Origin of the sequence: uncultured Nostoc sp., from assembly GCF_964245445.1 — a bacterium.
Taxonomy (GTDB): Bacteria; Cyanobacteriota; Cyanobacteriia; order Cyanobacteriales; family Nostocaceae; genus Nostoc.
This window is the reverse complement of record NZ_CAXTNE010000189.1, coordinates 1-16,034: the sequence shown is the minus strand read 5'-3', so window position 1 is coordinate 16,034 and position 16,034 is coordinate 1. Positions and strand designations below refer to the sequence as shown.

Annotated in this window: 11 protein-coding genes and 1 tRNA gene; 5 read left to right on the top strand and 7 right to left on the bottom strand. The window is 41.9% G+C overall.

The annotated features are described in order from the left end of the window. Positions 1 to 45 precede the first annotated feature (45 nt). Positions 46 to 381, top strand: a complete 336-nt coding sequence (locus ACFE90_RS25790) for a hypothetical protein (RefSeq protein ID WP_375505284.1) — start codon at positions 46 to 48, stop codon at positions 379 to 381. 133 nt (positions 382 to 514) lie between these two features. Here ACFE90_RS25790 and ACFE90_RS25785 read toward each other — a convergent pair whose 3' ends face one another. Further along, positions 515 to 859, bottom strand: coding sequence for a GAF domain-containing protein (locus tag ACFE90_RS25785; RefSeq protein WP_375505286.1), 345 nt, complete (start codon positions 857 to 859; stop codon positions 515 to 517). A gap of 312 nt (positions 860 to 1,171) precedes the next feature. Between ACFE90_RS25785 and murJ the strand changes: the two genes are divergently transcribed. The 3 genes from murJ (at position 1,172) to ACFE90_RS25770 (ending at position 6,414) form a co-directional block, all read left to right on the top strand. Further along, the gene (gene murJ / locus ACFE90_RS25780; RefSeq protein WP_375505283.1) at positions 1,172 to 2,776 is read left to right on the top strand and encodes a murein biosynthesis integral membrane protein MurJ; all 1,605 of its coding nucleotides are present in this window, start codon (positions 1,172 to 1,174) and stop codon (positions 2,774 to 2,776) included. A gap of 282 nt (positions 2,777 to 3,058) precedes the next feature. After that, positions 3,059 to 3,175 carry a photosystem II reaction center protein I gene (locus tag ACFE90_RS25775; RefSeq protein ID WP_015114068.1) on the top strand — a complete coding sequence of 39 codons (117 nt, stop codon included), beginning with the start codon at positions 3,059 to 3,061 and terminating at the stop codon, positions 3,173 to 3,175. 197 nt (positions 3,176 to 3,372) lie between these two features. Continuing rightward, entirely contained in the window at positions 3,373 to 6,414 is a 3,042-nt protein-coding gene (locus ACFE90_RS25770) for a DUF3769 domain-containing protein (RefSeq protein WP_375505282.1), read from the top strand. A gap of 65 nt (positions 6,415 to 6,479) precedes the next feature. Here ACFE90_RS25770 and ACFE90_RS25765 read toward each other — a convergent pair whose 3' ends face one another. After that, a complete protein-coding gene (locus tag ACFE90_RS25765) occupies positions 6,480 to 6,764 on the bottom strand; it encodes a hypothetical protein (RefSeq protein ID WP_375505281.1) in 285 nt (94 codons plus the stop codon). Positions 6,765 to 7,023: 259 nt separating this feature from the next. Further along, positions 7,024 to 7,096, bottom strand: a tRNA-Ala gene (locus ACFE90_RS25760). A 71-nt stretch (positions 7,097 to 7,167) separates the two neighbouring features. On the opposite strand from ACFE90_RS25760, the gene ACFE90_RS25755 reads away from it, so the two are divergent. Continuing rightward, positions 7,168 to 8,085, top strand: a complete 918-nt coding sequence (locus ACFE90_RS25755) for a rhodanese-related sulfurtransferase (RefSeq protein ID WP_375505280.1) — start codon at positions 7,168 to 7,170, stop codon at positions 8,083 to 8,085. Between the two features lie 22 nt (positions 8,086 to 8,107). Here the strand turns inward: ACFE90_RS25755 and ACFE90_RS25750 are convergent, their stop codons facing one another. From ACFE90_RS25750 to ACFE90_RS25735, 4 genes are all read right to left on the bottom strand, one after another. Then, a complete protein-coding gene (locus tag ACFE90_RS25750; RefSeq protein ID WP_375505279.1) occupies positions 8,108 to 9,631 on the bottom strand; it encodes an ATP-binding protein in 1,524 nt (507 codons plus the stop codon). A gap of 10 nt (positions 9,632 to 9,641) precedes the next feature. Further along, positions 9,642 to 12,437, bottom strand: a complete 2,796-nt coding sequence (locus tag ACFE90_RS25745) for a PAS domain S-box protein (protein ID WP_375505278.1) — start codon at positions 12,435 to 12,437, stop codon at positions 9,642 to 9,644. Between the two features lie 375 nt (positions 12,438 to 12,812). Beyond that, complete coding sequence (locus ACFE90_RS25740; RefSeq protein WP_375505285.1) at positions 12,813 to 14,345, bottom strand: SagB/ThcOx family dehydrogenase; 1,533 nt, start codon at positions 14,343 to 14,345, stop codon at positions 12,813 to 12,815. Between the two features lie 247 nt (positions 14,346 to 14,592). Next, entirely contained in the window at positions 14,593 to 15,441 is an 849-nt protein-coding gene (locus ACFE90_RS25735) for a M28 family peptidase (protein ID WP_375505277.1), read from the bottom strand. Positions 15,442 to 16,034: the final 593 nt, after the last annotated feature.

Genomic DNA, 16,034 nt, shown 5'->3' with positions numbered 1-16,034 from the left:
GCCTATCTTAATGGATTAATATTTGCTCGCTAAATAAAAACTGGGATGCTCCCAACCCTATTTTTGTTTTTAGTAGGTTTACTCATAATAGCGACAGGCTCATTTATCAACTGTCATTTTGATAAAGAATCAAATAGTTTAGCTCTCAGCCGCTATCGATGGTTTGGCAAATTGGGAAAAGCGGTTTTTTTGTACTCGTTGAATGAAATTGTTGATATTAAAGTTGAAAGTTCTGATTCTAGCGAATGTGGCATGGTTCATCGAGTTAGTTTAATGTTAATATCTGGTGAAACCGTACCTTTAAGTGGGTGCTATAGTTCTGGGTTTCAAGAGAAACAACAAATAGTTAATATGATCAAAAGTTTTCTCGCTTCAAATTAACAACTGTTTATCCCAGAACTACAGGATTACATCTGCAATGGTTAGTAAGGGCGTACATCTGTACGTCCCTACTCGTGTATCTGTAGCAGGTATTTCCTGAAATAGTATTATTATTGTCAAAAATCAGTAGCCTCTAATTACCACTGGGAATTTCAATTAAAAACTCTGTTCCTTCTCCTGTGGGAGCAGTTGCAAAGGCTTTTGCCTGAAATTGCTCCAACAAGGTTATATGACAGTTTGTTAATCCGGCTTGGTAAATGTCATTGGCTGTAAATGTCTGGTTGTTAAGGTAACGTCCGCCTTGCGTCTGTTGTAAATAAGTATCAGCGATCGCAGGCTCAACGCCAACTAAAGGAGTCCAGCCTTTCGCAAATGATTCAGCGACGAAGTTACCACTCCAATCGTCATTGAAGCTAAAAATTGCAACTCGGTCAGCTTGCAGCAGTTGGCGTATTTCTTGAGTTGTTGTTTTAAAGATGGTTATTCTTATAGTTCCCCTTTCTTGATCTATCCTCGTAATGGGTTAAAAAATAATTTTGGCTTGTACACAACAGAGGACATGGCTAAGTTAATGTTGCCAGGACAAATCAGAAAAGCGATCTGCTCCCCCTGTGATTTTATTTGGAAGTCCCTTAAGGGATCATGCCAATAGCCACCGTAGGATGCCAAAAAAGCTGTAGGGCGAAAGCATGTAAAATAAGTAATTTGTCAAAATTTACCTGACAGACTACGGAATTTCAGGTTAAATGTTTTAAAGTATGCACTCTGCAAGAGTTGTCGGGTAATATTCGTGACACAACAAGACCAAAAACCCTCTCGTTCTTTCGCTGGAATTGCTGGCATTGTTGCCGCAGCCACATTAATTAGTAAAGTCTTCGGTTTAGTGCGGCAGCAAGCGATCGCTGCCGCATTTGGTGTTGGTGCTGCTGCCACCGCCTATAGTTATGCCTATATTATCCCTGGCTTTCTATTGATCTTACTTGGTGGCGTAAATGGGCCATTACACAGTGCGCTCGTCAGCGTTTTAGCCAAGCGTCGCCGAGAAGAAGCGGCTCCCCTAGTGGAAACGGTGACAACGCTGGTAGCTGGATCGCTGTTGGTGGTGACAGTTGCTCAAGTTTTATTTGCGGATGCGATCGTGGATTTAGTCGGTCATGGTTTGGAAGCGACAACCAGAGCGATCGCAATTCAACAACTTCGCATTATGGCACCAATGGCTTTATTTGCCGGATTAATTGGCATTGGCTTTGGTACTCTCAATACAGCCCATCAATATTGGTTACTCTCCATTAGTCCTTTATTATCCAGTATTACCGTTGTTGCCGGTCTTGGTATCTTGGCTATGCAACTGGGCAAAGACATTATTAAGCCGGAGTACGCTTTAATCGGTGGAATGGTGTTAGCTTGGGGAACCTTGGCAGGAGCCATTCTCCAGTGGTTAGTGCAGCTAATTGTGCAGTGGCGGTTAGGACTAGGCACATTACGCCTGCGGTTTGATTTTAAATCCCCAGGCGTTCAAGAGGTCATTAAAATTATGACTCCGGCAACAGTTTCCTCTGGAATGATGCCAATTAATGTTGCCACTGACCTTTATTTTGCCAGTCCTATCCCTGGTGCGGCGGCAGGATTTAACTATGCGAATCTATTAGTACAAACTCCGTTAGGGATTATTTCTAATATCATTTTACTGCCCCTGTTACCGATATTTGCCAAACTTGCTGGCCCCGAAAATTGGCCAGATTTAAAATTACGCATTCGCCAAGGACTGTTACTTACTGCTTTCACTATGCTACCGCTAGGGGCGTTGATGGTGGCGCTATCTGTGCCTATTGTGCAGGTGGTATATGAGCGCGGTGCTTTCAAGCCAGAAGCCACACAGCTAGTTTCATCTTTGCTAGTCGCTTACGGAATTGGGATGTTTGTCTATTTGGGACGTGATGTTTTGGTACGGGTATTCTACGCTTTAGGCGATGGACAGACACCTTTTCGCATCAGTATTTTTAACATTTTGCTCAACATCATATTAGATTGGTTTTTCGTTAAACCTTTTGGCGCTCCCGGTTTGGTGTTAGCAACAGTGGGTGTAAATTGCAGTTCAATGTTGATGCTGTTATGGTTGCTTGATCGCAAGCTCAATGGTTTACCTTGGCGTGAATGGAGTTTGCCGATTTTGGGTTTGACTGCGGGTAGCTTGGTAGCTGGGGTAGCAAGCTATGGGACATTGGTTGCTTCTCAACAATTCTTAGGTAAAACGGGTTTACTGATTCTGGTGTTGCAATTGTGTATATCAGGCTTCGTGGGGATTGCAGTGTTTGCTGCGATCGCTTCATCAATGAAAATACCAGAGGTGAATAGTTTTATATCTCGTCTACGTCAGCGCTTTTTGAAAAAATAACTGTTATTTGAAGAAACTTTTGCCGTCAGTTAACGTCACAAGAGTAATCAGTCTCTGAGCTATTTCTTAAGGGCATCAAAAAGTCAGACAACTGACATCTTGCACCATTCTCAATAAACTTAGGGTAGGCACTGCTAGTCCCTAATCTCCAAGTCGCCAGTCCCAAGTCCCCAGAGTCCTCTCAAAAGGGACGAGATTTGGGTAATATAAAGTAGCTATCTTTTCTGCATGGCAGATCCTGAAAGAAAAGCTTTCTTTGTCTTACCCCTTGGAGATATTTCTATGCTGACTTTAAAAATCGCTGTTTATATTGTTGTTGCCTTCTTCGTAACTATCTTCGTCTTCGGATTTTTGTCAAACGATCCAGCTCGTAACCCCGGCCGTCGGGACTTAGAGTAAAAGGGCGATAAATCATCCGCGACTTTAAAAGGCGAAAGATACTAAACCCCACGGAAACTTACTAAACTTTCGCCTAGTAAGTTTCCTCCTCAAAGTGGCTTGCTACCGGTAGCAGAAGGCGACAGTCGGAAGGCAAAATGTATATTTAATCCTTCCGTCCGTCATTTGGCTGTTTGTTAGCCCGATTATGCTCAAATATGCTTCATCCAGTTCTGCCGCCTGATCCGCCTTTTATCCTCGAATCTTTACAAGCTGTAAATCCCGCCTCATCTGCTAGTCATACAAATTTTCTTTCAGGTGTAGATACTGGAATACACGAAAAGACAAACAAATCCAAGCAGCCCAAAGATTTGGCCCAGTTGGCAATTACGGGTAAAACCAAGAGTGATCCGCCATTGCCAACTGTGATCAACTCAACTCAGGATGGCTTGGTAGTTGCCGAAACTCCCTCTGTAACCCATTCACCAGAAACCTTCCCACTAGAAATTTCGCCCATCAACAGTTCTGGAACTGCTGCACTTTTGGGGCGATCGCTGATCGGTGGTTATCCCACGCAGGAGGTTAAAACCTCTAATTACCAAGATAAAGAAGACACAAAAACAAGTCCGAATGTCGGCGTTCGGCGCTCGGAACTTCTGCTAAGAGCGGCGTTACGCAAGCAGGAGACGCATAGAGTTGCCACTACGTTGCCAAGAAAAGTTGGAGCGGAAACTTCCTCTATAAACGTAAAAGGTGAACCTTCTCAAAAACTCAGTGAGCGATGTCTGACGACAAGCCCTTCTCTACGAGAGGCTGCGCCAACGGGTTCGGGGGTGACGCTCGAAGACTCGCTAACGCTACGCTATCGCAATCGACGGGAACCGCCATCGCTCTTAGCGTCTCCCCTTGGGAGAAGACTGCGACCCCCTCACCGCTTTGCGTCTGTGCCAACTCTCAACTCTAGTAGAGAAAAGCAAACCTTTTTGGATGGTAGCTTTAGCTATAGAGTTTCCCCAAATCCCCAACTTGTCCAGTCTTTGCGTCCTCTTCAAACTGTCCCCAGTGCTACAAACAGCAACAAGTTAGTCGAATCCAAGACGGGAATTTTAGCACAGAAGTTAACCCAGCAAAAACAGCAAAGTGATATTACTGCACCACAGTCTTCAGGAAGAGACAAAATCTCTGAATCTGCTGCTGATCTTGCACCGAGTTCTCAATCAGTGCAAAATTTTATAAAATTCACGTCTCGTAACCCGACACATCAACTCTCAAAGCCCATCACTGTAGGATTCAAGTCCCAAGTCCAACAACAAGCTCAAGTACCAACGCCTACACCAGATGGCAATACGATTAATCAGCTACAAAGTCAACCATCTGGTACAACTGCGCCAACTAGCACGCCGCCAGCCAAACCAAGAATTGTAGAAGTCACTTCAGATCGGCAAGAGTATGACGAGCAACGGCGAATTATTACAGCTGTTGGTAATGTACTTGTACGATTTGATGGGGCTGTAGTGGATGCCGATCGCCTGCAAGTCAATTTAGACAACTTGATTGCTGCGGGGTTCGGCAACGTAACTTTAACACGGGGCGATCAGGTACTGCGTGGACAACGCTTTACTTATAACTTTGTTCAAGATAGTGGGGAACTGCTAAATGGTAGCGGAGAAATTTATGTACCCTCAGCACAAACAGATTTTGCTTTTTCAGGCACGGGTGTAACTGCTGGTGGAGTTCCAAAACGTCCGCCGAGCGATCGCATTAGAGCCAATCAGCCCATTTCAGGTGTGAGCAGCCCTGGAGGAATTGATGTGGTATTTGGTGGTCAAGCAGATGCTAGCAACATCCCGCCATCGAAAGCAGGGGGTGTAGTGAATCGGCTCAGGTTTGAAGCTGAACACATTGACTTTTATCCGCAAGGCTGGCAAGCAAGGGATGTCCGCCTCACCAATGATCCTTTTTCGCCCCCAGAACTAGAGTTGCGGGCAAATACAGTAACTCTGACGCGAGAATCACCCTTGGTAGACCGCATCAGGACACAGAATCAGCGTTTGGTATTTGATCAAGGCGTCTCCTTACCAATTCCGGTGAATGAGCGGACTATTGATCGCCGGGAGCGCGACGTTACACCTGCAATAGTTTCCCCTGGTTATGATGGAGAAGATCGGGGTGGCTTGTATATTGAGCGTGGCTTTCCAGTGATCGATACAGAGAAGACACGCTGGACGATCACACCCCAGTTGTTAATACAGAGAGCTGTGCAAGAAGGCACGGGTGATTTAGGCGCACTGTTTGCTGTGAAGACAAAGATAAATTCTGTTTTGAGTCCACGAGCAGTCATTGACGGGACTGGGGAATTAACTAGTTTTGACTTGAACAAGCTAGAAGATAATTTGCGGGCGAGGTTAGGATTGCGCCAGACATTAGGGACTTCCCTTCCCCATCTTTTGAATCTGGAGTATAGCTACCGCGATCGCTTTTACAACGGTACCCTCGGCTTTCAAACCGTCCAGAGTAGTCTTGGTGGTATTATTCTCTCTCCTGTGATTCCTTTAGGCAAAAGTGGCATCAACCTCACCTATCAGGGAAGCGCTCGATATATCAATGCCAACACCGATCGCCAAGACTTACTAGAACCAGTGCGGGAAAACGATCGCATCTCACTAGGTCGTTTACAAGCCAGCGCTTCCCTCAGTACTGGGCTGTTGCTGTGGCAGGGAAAACCATTACCACCCACTGCCACTGGGGGATTACGATATACGGCTAACCCTGTAGTTCCTTACTTGCGAGCGATCGCTGGACTTACAGGCACTAGCAGTTATTACACCAATGGGGATAACCAAAGCACCCTAACTGGTACAATTGGCTTACAAGGTCAAATTGGTCATTTTTCTCGACCTTTTTTAGACTACACAGCCTTTAATATTACTTATTCTCAAGGCTTAAACAACGGATTATCACCCTTTTTGTTTGATCGCTCCGTTGATAACCAAGTGTTGAGCGCTGGGATATCACAGCAAATTTACGGCCCTTTTCGCTTAGGCTTTCAAACATCTGTTAACTTGGATACTGGTAAAGAAACCAGCACCGACTATATTGTGGAATATAGCCGTCGCACCTATGGCATCACCTTGCGTTACAATCCGGTGTTGGAGTTAGGCGGTATCAGCATCCGAATTAGTGATTTTAACTGGGGTGGCGGCACTGATCCATTTTCTGAAGTTAAACCAGTGGTAGGCGGCGTGCAACAGGATTATTAGTCAAATAGTTAGCAGTCGCCCTACTTGACACTTGATTCTTGAAGATTTTCTATCTTTTGCCCAGTCTAAGGATTTGGCACGACTCGACAGCTTATTGCACAATTGGTTGATGCCACACCAGGTATTCTCAGCTTGGCATAGTCGCCGCTTAGTTGAATACGTGATGGTGGTTGGTGTAGGGTTGCACAGCATCTTTGCACTGCGGCTTGGTACTCTCGCCATTGCTTACGGATTGCAATACTTGCAGCATCGTTACCTAAGTCTGAAAATCTTAGCCCCGCTCGAATTAGCCAAGTTTCTACATCAGTTGTTTCACCCAGCATTTCTGGTATGGCATTAATCTTTTCCATAAGTAATATCTTTTACACGTATTTAAAATTGCTAATTTTACTTTAAAAAAAACTATTGATAATAGCCAATATAATTATTTATCAAAATCATCAATAAAAATTATTATTTGTATCATTATGAAAGTGAAATGGTATAACTCTTTGCCTAGCAAGGAAATAAAAGCCCATTCCGTATCAAGGAATGGGCTTTTGATTGACTTGTATGTGCGTAGGCTAGCAAAAACCGCAGCGATCGCAAATTAAGATAAATTATATCCAATGGAGGTTAGCGGACTCGAACCGCTGACATCCTGCTTGCAAAGCAGGCGCTCTACCAACTGAGCTAAACCCCCATAAAGCTAAAATAGTAGGTAAATTTGATTGTCGTCGTTATTGTAACTTATATTGTTCCATTACCAAAGGGATGAAGCCAGAAAATATCCAAGTTGTTGCAGCACTGTATAAATTTGTTAAGCTCCCAGATTTTGTCGAGAAACGAGAGCCTCTGCTGTCTTACTGCCAAACGCAAGGTGTGAAGGGGACAATTTTGCTGGCACAAGAAGGCATTAACGGTACAATTGCCGGTTCGCGTCAGGCGATTGATTCTGTTCTCTGCTTTTTGCGTACTGACCCTCGTCTAACAGAACTAGAATACAAAGAGTCCTATACCGAAACCCCGCTTTTTGAGCGGATGAAAGTGCGGTTGAAGCCTGAAATTGTTACTTTGGGATTGCCTGAAATTGACCCAAATGAACAAGTTGGCACTTATGTTAGTCCCCAAGAATGGAATGATTTGATTTGCGATCCAGAAGTAACTGTAATTGACACCCGCAATGATTATGAGGTGAATATCGGTACTTTCCAAAGAGCAGAAAATCCTCAAACTGGCTCATTCCGGGAATTCCCCGATTATGTGCTACGCCATCTCGACCCAACTAAACACAAAAAGATTGCTCTGTTTTGTACAGGCGGCATTCGCTGTGAAAAAGCCTCATCCTTCATGCTTGCCCAAGGCTTTGCAGAAGTCTATCATCTCAAGGGCGGCATTCTCAAGTATTTAGAGGAAATTCCAGCACAGGAAAGTTTATGGGAAGGGGAATGTTTTGTGTTTGACGAGCGCGTAGCTGTTAGTCATGGGTTGGAAGAAGGAAGTTATGAGTTGTGTTTCTGTTGTGGATATCCAATTTCTGAGTCAGATAAAGTGTCTCCAAAGTATGAACAAGGTATCTCCTGTCCCTATTGTTTTGATAACCTCACCGAGGATAAAAGAGCGCGTCAGCAGGAAAAATGGCGGCACTACCAAACCCAAGTTCTTAATTCCAAAAATCAGGATGTAAGTTAAAGAAGAATTCAGAATCCAGAATTCAGAATTCAGAAGCTTCAGCTAAGGATAATTCGGAATTTAAGGGCAAAATTACTGTAAATGTAGTACCGACTCCAACTTGACTTGTGACGCTGATTTGACCTCTGTGAGCATCAACGCACCTTTTAACGATTACTAACCCTAATCCAGTACCCTGAATTGATTGGACATTTGAAGCTCGGTAAAATGACTCAAAAAGTCGCGCTTGGTCTGGTTCGGGAATGCCTATACCTTGATCTTGAATATAAAAAGTTGCTACTTTATTAATCGGGTCGCAGATTAAATCAAACTGAATATTGCCGCCTGTTGGAGAATATTTAACCGCGTTTGAGAGGAGATTTTCAAACAGGTAATGTAAGAGTCCTTCATCCATTACGGCATCGGTGCGATCGCTATGACAAGTAAAAACAATTTCATACAGGCTACTTTCAACAATAGAAAAATCTTCGATTAACTCTCGACAAAATTGTTCTAAGTTAAGTGGAGCAGGGTTGTATACGAGTTTTTCTGCTTCTGCTCGACCCATAAACAACACTTCTTCCATGAGTTTTTCTAAAGATTGCACAGCACCTTGAATTCGCTTTAAATAAATGCCTCTTTTCGCATCTGTCAAATTTGCTCCTTGCATTTCTATGAGTTCTACTGCTGTTTGAATAACAGTCAAAGGATTACGGAACTCATGAGATACGGTCGAGATAAATAAGGACTTGAGACGATTAAGTTCTTGCTCTTTCTGTAAGGCTTGCTCTAGAAATTTTGTTTGACGTCGTTCGCTAAGATCCCAGAAAACAATTACTACACCATTTATCTGGTCAAGTCGTCGCTTTAGTGGCGAAGCACTATCGCCAATTGGAACTCTTTTTCCGTCTCTTGTAATCAAAGATGTGAATTCCCCTAAATAAACAACCTGCTGATCCCGCAGCACTTTTGTTACTGGGTTTTCTAATGTAATCCCTGTAACTTCATCAACAATATGAAAAATATTCGCAGCTTCGTATCCTAAAGCATCTTTTTGCTGCCAGCCAGTCAATGCCTCAGCTGCGGGATTCATAAATATCATTATTCCCTGCTCATCTGTAGCGATTACAGCATCACTCATTGAGTTTAAAAAGGTTGCTAACTGATCTCGATTCCCTCGCAGTTCACGCTCTAATTGGTGTTTTAGAAGACCGATTTCGATCGCTATTTTTAAATCTTTTATAGTAAAGGGTTTAACGATATATCCGAAAGGTTGGGTAATTTTGGCTCTTTCTAAAGTATGATCGTCACCATAAGCGGTTAAAAAAATTACAGGAACGTCTAATTGCTCACGAATAAGACTGGCAGTAGTAATACCGTCCATCTCACCTTTAAGAATAATATCCATTAATACTAGTTCTGGTTGAGTTTCCCATGCCTTGGCAATGGCAACTTTTCCAGATGAAGCTGTACCCGTAACAATGTATCCTAGTTGTCTGAGTTGGCTAGCAATAGTTCTAGCCACAATCACTTCATCTTCTACGACTAAAATCCTAGCTTGGCCCATTTGATATTTACTAATGCAAAGTTAACTGCGTGAATTTAATTTTGAATACTGTTCCATGATTGCGTTCTATAGTAATCTGACCTTCAAGTTGTTCTGTAACCAAGTCATATACTAACGACAGTCCCAAAGAATCAGTAGTTGTCCAATCTAAATTATCTGGTAAACCAATCCCATTATCTCGGATAGTCATCTCGATACTATTACCAACATTACGTAAAGTAATACTAATTGTGCCTGCTTGTTGGTTAGGAAAAGCGTGCTTGAGGGCATTGGAAATTAATTCATTAATAACTAATCCACAAGCAATAGCTTGGTCAACATTCAAACTCACTGAATCTATATCAGTTTCTAGACCAATTTTCCCAGGCCATATTTGGTAAGAAATTAGCAAGCTTGCTGCCAAATTATCTATATAGTCACCAACATCAATTTGTCCAATGTTAGCGGAAGTATATAAATTTTTATGAATTAGAGATATTGACTCAATCCGGTTCTGACTTTCTCGAAGAGCTTTGATGGCTTCTGGATCTTTAAGTGTTTGAGACTGGAGTTGTAATAAACTGGAGACAATTTGCAAATTATTTTTAACTCGATGATGAACTTCTTTTAATAGAACTTCTTTTTCAGCCAAGGCATTTTTTAACTTTACTTGAGCTTTTTGTCTTTGAACAAGTTCAGTTTGAGCTTGCTCAAGGATGCTGGATTGTTGAATGGCGATCGCTAATTGGACTGTCAGTTGATCGAGCAAATCTAATTGATTTTCTTCCCACTCGCGGTAACCAGAGCATTGGTGAGCAATCAGTAAACCCCAAAGGTGAGAGCCTGGGTTTTGAGAGCTTACTTCTAGTAAAATGGGCACGACTAAATTTGCTTTGACTTTGAACTGTTCTAACAAGCGAATATGGCAATCACTTAATCCGGCTTGATAAATATTAGTGATCGCTCTTTTATGTCTTTGATAATACTCCACTCCCGCGCCTGCTTGAAAACATGTATCATGAATCTGGACGCTCAAAGAAGCAGTCCATCCAGGTTCCACCGATTCCGCCACAATTGTGCCGATCATCTCTGGGTTAAACTGATAAACTACCACTCGATCAACCCCAAGTAAATCTCGCACTTCTTGAACTGTTGCATTCAAAATATCTTGGAGATTTAAAGATTGACGAATCCGTTGAGCAACGGTTCGCATCAATTGCTCCCGTTCGGCTTGGGCTTTTAGAGCCAGTTCGGTTCGCTTACGTTCTGTGATGTCTTGCCCAATACCGATAATTTGACCATTTGAAAGTTTAACATTAGTCCAAGATGTGTCGAGTAAATGACCATTCTGCATCTGAATTTTAAAGTCACTCCAATTGCGTTGTGCAGACTGAATAAAATTAATCACATCTTGTCGATATTTAGGGTTAGGATATAGCGCTTCGACGAGAGCACCAGCTTGGAAGTCTTGAAATTTCCAGCCTAAAACACTTTCCCATTCTTGGTTCACCCATTGAAGTTTCCCATTAGTATCAAAAAGTGCAATCATCAACGGTATACTTTCAAAAACTATCTGCAAAAACTCATTTTGCTCTTGAAGTTTGGTTTCTAAAATTTTACGTTTTGTAATGTCATAAAATACCGTCAAAATTGCTACTTCATTATTAAATTTTAAATATTGCAGTGAAGCGATCGCCCAAAAATAAGTTCCGTCTGCTCTTTTTAATTTAAGTTCATAGTTATGAACAAAGCCATGTTGATTCAGGGCTTCTAACAGTAACTCGAAATCGGCTGATTTATGGTATAAATCTAAAACTTCTCGATTAATGAAATCTTTTCCTGAAAATCGAAAATTTTTAATGAACTCTGGATTAGCATATAATATCAAATTGTCAGACACACCCGAAATAATTAATGGAATTGGAATGGCTTCAAAAATGACTCTAAATCTCGCTTCACTTTCTTGAAGTTTTCTTTTGATTCGTTTATGTTCTGTTATGTCTCGTATATTAACCAACCGAGCGTTATAACTGGCATAGTCTATTTTATGTGTGATAATTTCAACATCAATAATCTCTCCAGATTTTCGCCGATGTTGCCATTGTCCAGAAAAATGTAAGTTAGAGTGCCTTTCTCTTAAATATTCTATAAATATAGGCACATCTTCAAAAGGGCGAATGTCAGTTATTCGCATTTGCAAGAACTCTTCTCGTGAGTAGCCATAGTGGACAACAGCAGCTTCATTTACATCTAAAAATTGCAGATTATTCTGGTTATATACCCACATTGGGTTAGGATTTTTAGAGAAAAGAAGATTAAAACTCCTTTGGCTATCATCAATAACTTTTTGTCGATGTAACTCTAAATACCTAATTACTTGCCCTGCCAACTGTTGTAGGGCTAATTGCTCTTTAACAGTCAAATTTCGCGGTGCAAAATCAATTACACAAAGACTACCTAATGCAAAGCCGTTGGAGGTAATTAGAGGAACACCTGCATAAAAGCGGAAATAATGATTTGATGTTACAAGGGGGTTTGTCGCAAATCGTTCATCTTGTAAAGTATCCGGGATGATTAATATTTGATTTTGTAAAAGAGTATAATTACCAAAGGAAATGCTTCGAGGAACTTCCGATATAGTTACCCCAATTTTTGACTTGAACCATTCCCGTTCTGCATCAACTAGGCTAATAAGAGCGATTGGTGTTTCACAAAGGTTAGCAGCTAGTTGAGCTAATTCATCAAAAATTTCTTCTGGTGGCGTATCTAAAATTTGATACTGATTAAGTACTTCTAAACGCTGGCTTTCATTCTCTGGAAATAGCATTAGTGGTTGTATGAAAAAAACTATTTTGTAATACCAGATTTAATTTGCTAAAATATAAAAATACAATTAATTTCCTGTAAAGTATGCGAATTTTGCGATGTATTAAATTTGCTTGCAATCTCAATGTGAAACAGCTAATAATTTCTCGATAAAAAACCTTAAGAGCAACATCTACGCTCTTTGATACTTAGGAATAAAAAACAAGGAACTGTACTTAAAGAGACTTACTAAAAAAGTATATGTTGATTCAATCTTCATACGAATCTGGCACTGTAAAGTATGTTTGATAGTTTACACTAAGTAAAGATAACTTGTACATATACGCAAAGAACACAGAAAAAAACTCTCTGCATTCTTTGCGCCTCCAGATTATTTTTATCTTGGGCGTCCCAAAGTAGTGATATATAGAACAGCTTCATCAGTAGGGATACCCAAAACTTCATTTACTTGGTCATCAAAGAAACCACCAATACCACTAACGCCTACATTCAGATGTATGGCTGCTAAATTCAAGCGTTGTCCTAAATGACCAGCATCCAGATGTAAGTAACGGTAAACGCGATCGCCATATTGTGCGATCGCAGCTTTCAAATCGGCTGTATGAAACAATACTGCTGCTGCATCCCGCCCTAATTCTTGCCCCAAACAGAGAAAATGTAACTCTCGCCGAAAGTTTTTAAAGCGAATTTGGCGTAATTCTTGGGCTTTGGGTGCGTAATAATAACAACCTGCCTCCAATCCTTTAACTCCGCAAACAGCAATAAATGTTTCTATTAAATTCAAATCAAAGTAATCTGGAGAAATATCTAAACTTTGGTCGATGTAATTTTGCGGTTGGTAAGTGAAATCGAGTAAACCCTTCAATTCATCGAAAGTTAAATCATCACCATTATAAGCGCGGGTAGAGCGTCGCTTATACATAGTGGTTTCCAATTCTGATAGGTTTTGTCCCCAGTTTATCGGTGCAGTGTTGGTGGGAATTTTCAAACAGAAAGGAAAGTTATATTTATCCTCCAAAGATTTTTCTTGTTTGATAGTTGGTAAATTAAGATTGCCAGTGACACCTGATGGGATCTGGGTGTGTCGATGGAAATATGTCAGCAATTCACCATCGGGAATTTCGGGATAACTGGTTTCGGTGGTGGAAGGTAAAGCAGTACATCCTAATGGTAAATTTTGATTGACATCTAACAAATCTGCCAGAGGTAAGACCGCGATCGCACCTTCTTGTTGCGGATCGATATAAAGCAGATCGTTTACCGATTCATCGACAAAACCGCCGATTAAGTGGGGGCGATAGTCAGTAATCGCACCAGCTAACTCGATATTGCCCAACAGGTGTCCCGTATCTAAAAAAATCCGCCGATAAGCCCGATCTTCATACCGCCACGCAGAACGATAAAATACCGCAGTCACAATAATTGCTAATTGGGTATTTTCTAGAGAAGGATGCCAGAAACAAGCTGCTTGGAGATTTTGCCAAACATCACTTTCCCAATAATGCATGAGAGAATGAGTCCGACACTGGTAATTATATAGACCGGGTGGCAATAACGCCGTACCACGGGAAACCACATACACTTCAGCCGGGTATAATCCGCCGGCACTGGGAGCAGCACGTAAATACACCGCACTACCCATAGAGGGCATTCTCGCCGTTAATCCATAGCTGCGAAACAGTAACCGTGAAAGTCTTTGCCACCATTGAGCATCTGAGTTATTAGCAAATCCCTCTGTTTTTTCTTGGATATAGGGTTTGAGATCAAAAGTAGAGCCAATTTTGTACTCTTTGAAAGGCACTGGCTGTTTAGCCCAGTCTAACTGCTGACTTTTAGAAGCGAGAGTCTCAGGGTTGTATTTAGTCCGTTCGTGGTAATGCTGGGCAATTGATTGGTGTAATTCTGGCATAGTACTTTTAATATCCTTGGGGCATCCTTTTTTTGATCTTGGCATTCTTCAGCCTGATTATTTCGTGTCAATTCGTACAATCCTCATAGTCATAAAGTGGTAATTGGTAACAATTGGATTGGACCATTGGGCATTGGAGAATGGGCAACGGGCATCTGGTTAAACAGAATGTAGAAACGTAGCACTGCTACATCTCTACAAGGGTTTTGGATAATGCATATTTAATTTTTGGATATGTCTAATATTTTCACAACTGCCGAATTGCAATTTCTAACCCTTCACATACACCGCTAAGAAAATCTAAATCCAAAGTAGCGATCGCATCACTAGGTTTGTGATAATGGGGATTTCGCAAGAATGCCGTATCTGTCACCATCATTGCCGGATAGCCCAAATCCCAAAAAGGTGCATGATCGCTACGTCTAGTTTGGGGAACTATTAAACCTCGATTCGGCACGGGTAGCCATTGACTAGATACGCCAGCTTTGCGAATATTACGGCTCATCCCAATTAAATCAGGCAATGTCCGCAAATTGCCAATTAAAGCAATAAAATCGCCTCTGTCTGGGTAGAAGCGTTCCAGAGGAGGGGGGTAACTTTGGGAACCAGGCGTAGAATCTGTATAACCTAGCATTTCTAGGGAGATCATTAAGCGTAGCTGTTGCTTTTGTTCGTGCAACAGCGCTGCATAATTAGCACTACCCAGTAAGCCGTATTCTTCCATATCGAAAGCAACTAGCCTTAAGGGATATCTTATAGCTTGGGCAGCAAACTTTTTGGCTAATTCCAGCAACACCGCCACACCGGTGGCATTATCATCAGCCGCTACTGTTCCCGGAACGCCATCATAATGAGCGCCAATTAAAATCAGTGGCAAATCCTTTTTTTGTCGTCTCCCTTGGGAAGGTAAATTTAATATCAAGTTATTACAAGCTTTACCCCTGACTTCAAAGGTGTGGATTTCCACACTCCCCCATTGGGAAAATTGCTGGCGGATGTATTCTTGGACAAAAAAATGTCCAGCCGTTGCCATGTAAGGATCGCGTTCTCGCGCAATCTCAGCCAGGGAAGTTTGTAATCGCTCTGTTAAATTCAAATTTTTAAAATAGTGGCAATATTAAGGTTTTCAACGAAGAGGCAGGGAGCAGGGGGCAGGGGGAAATGACCCCTTGTTGCTGTCGTGGAATGAAGGGGGGAACATGGGTCTGAAGCCCCCACTTCTATTAAGTGGTTCTCGTACCCTACGGGATTATGCGTAACAGGTAGGGTGGTCACTGAGCTTTGCCGAAGTGTCGAATCCTAATTCTGTTCTATCCCCCCTGCTCCTTGCTCCCTGCCCCATTGCCTCTTTTTCAGGCACTCAGAGAAGCAAAGCAAGTATTATTAAGGTGCATTTACAAATTTGTAGATACAGTACATAGAAGTAGCTGGATAACAAGAATTGAGGTTGCTTGGACACACCAATCATCGTCAATGCTATCCTAGTCTTGCAACTATCTGCTCTAGCTGCACTTCTTAGCTTATTGCCTTAATGATGACTATTATACCATTGAGGTGTTTTCATTCAATAGCATAAAGCTAGAGGTAGTTCCGCCCAATCATAATAAATATATAAGACACTTTAGGAGAAGAGTAACGCATGGGCAAGGTAGTCGGCATCGACTTGGGTACAACCAACTCAGTAGTCGC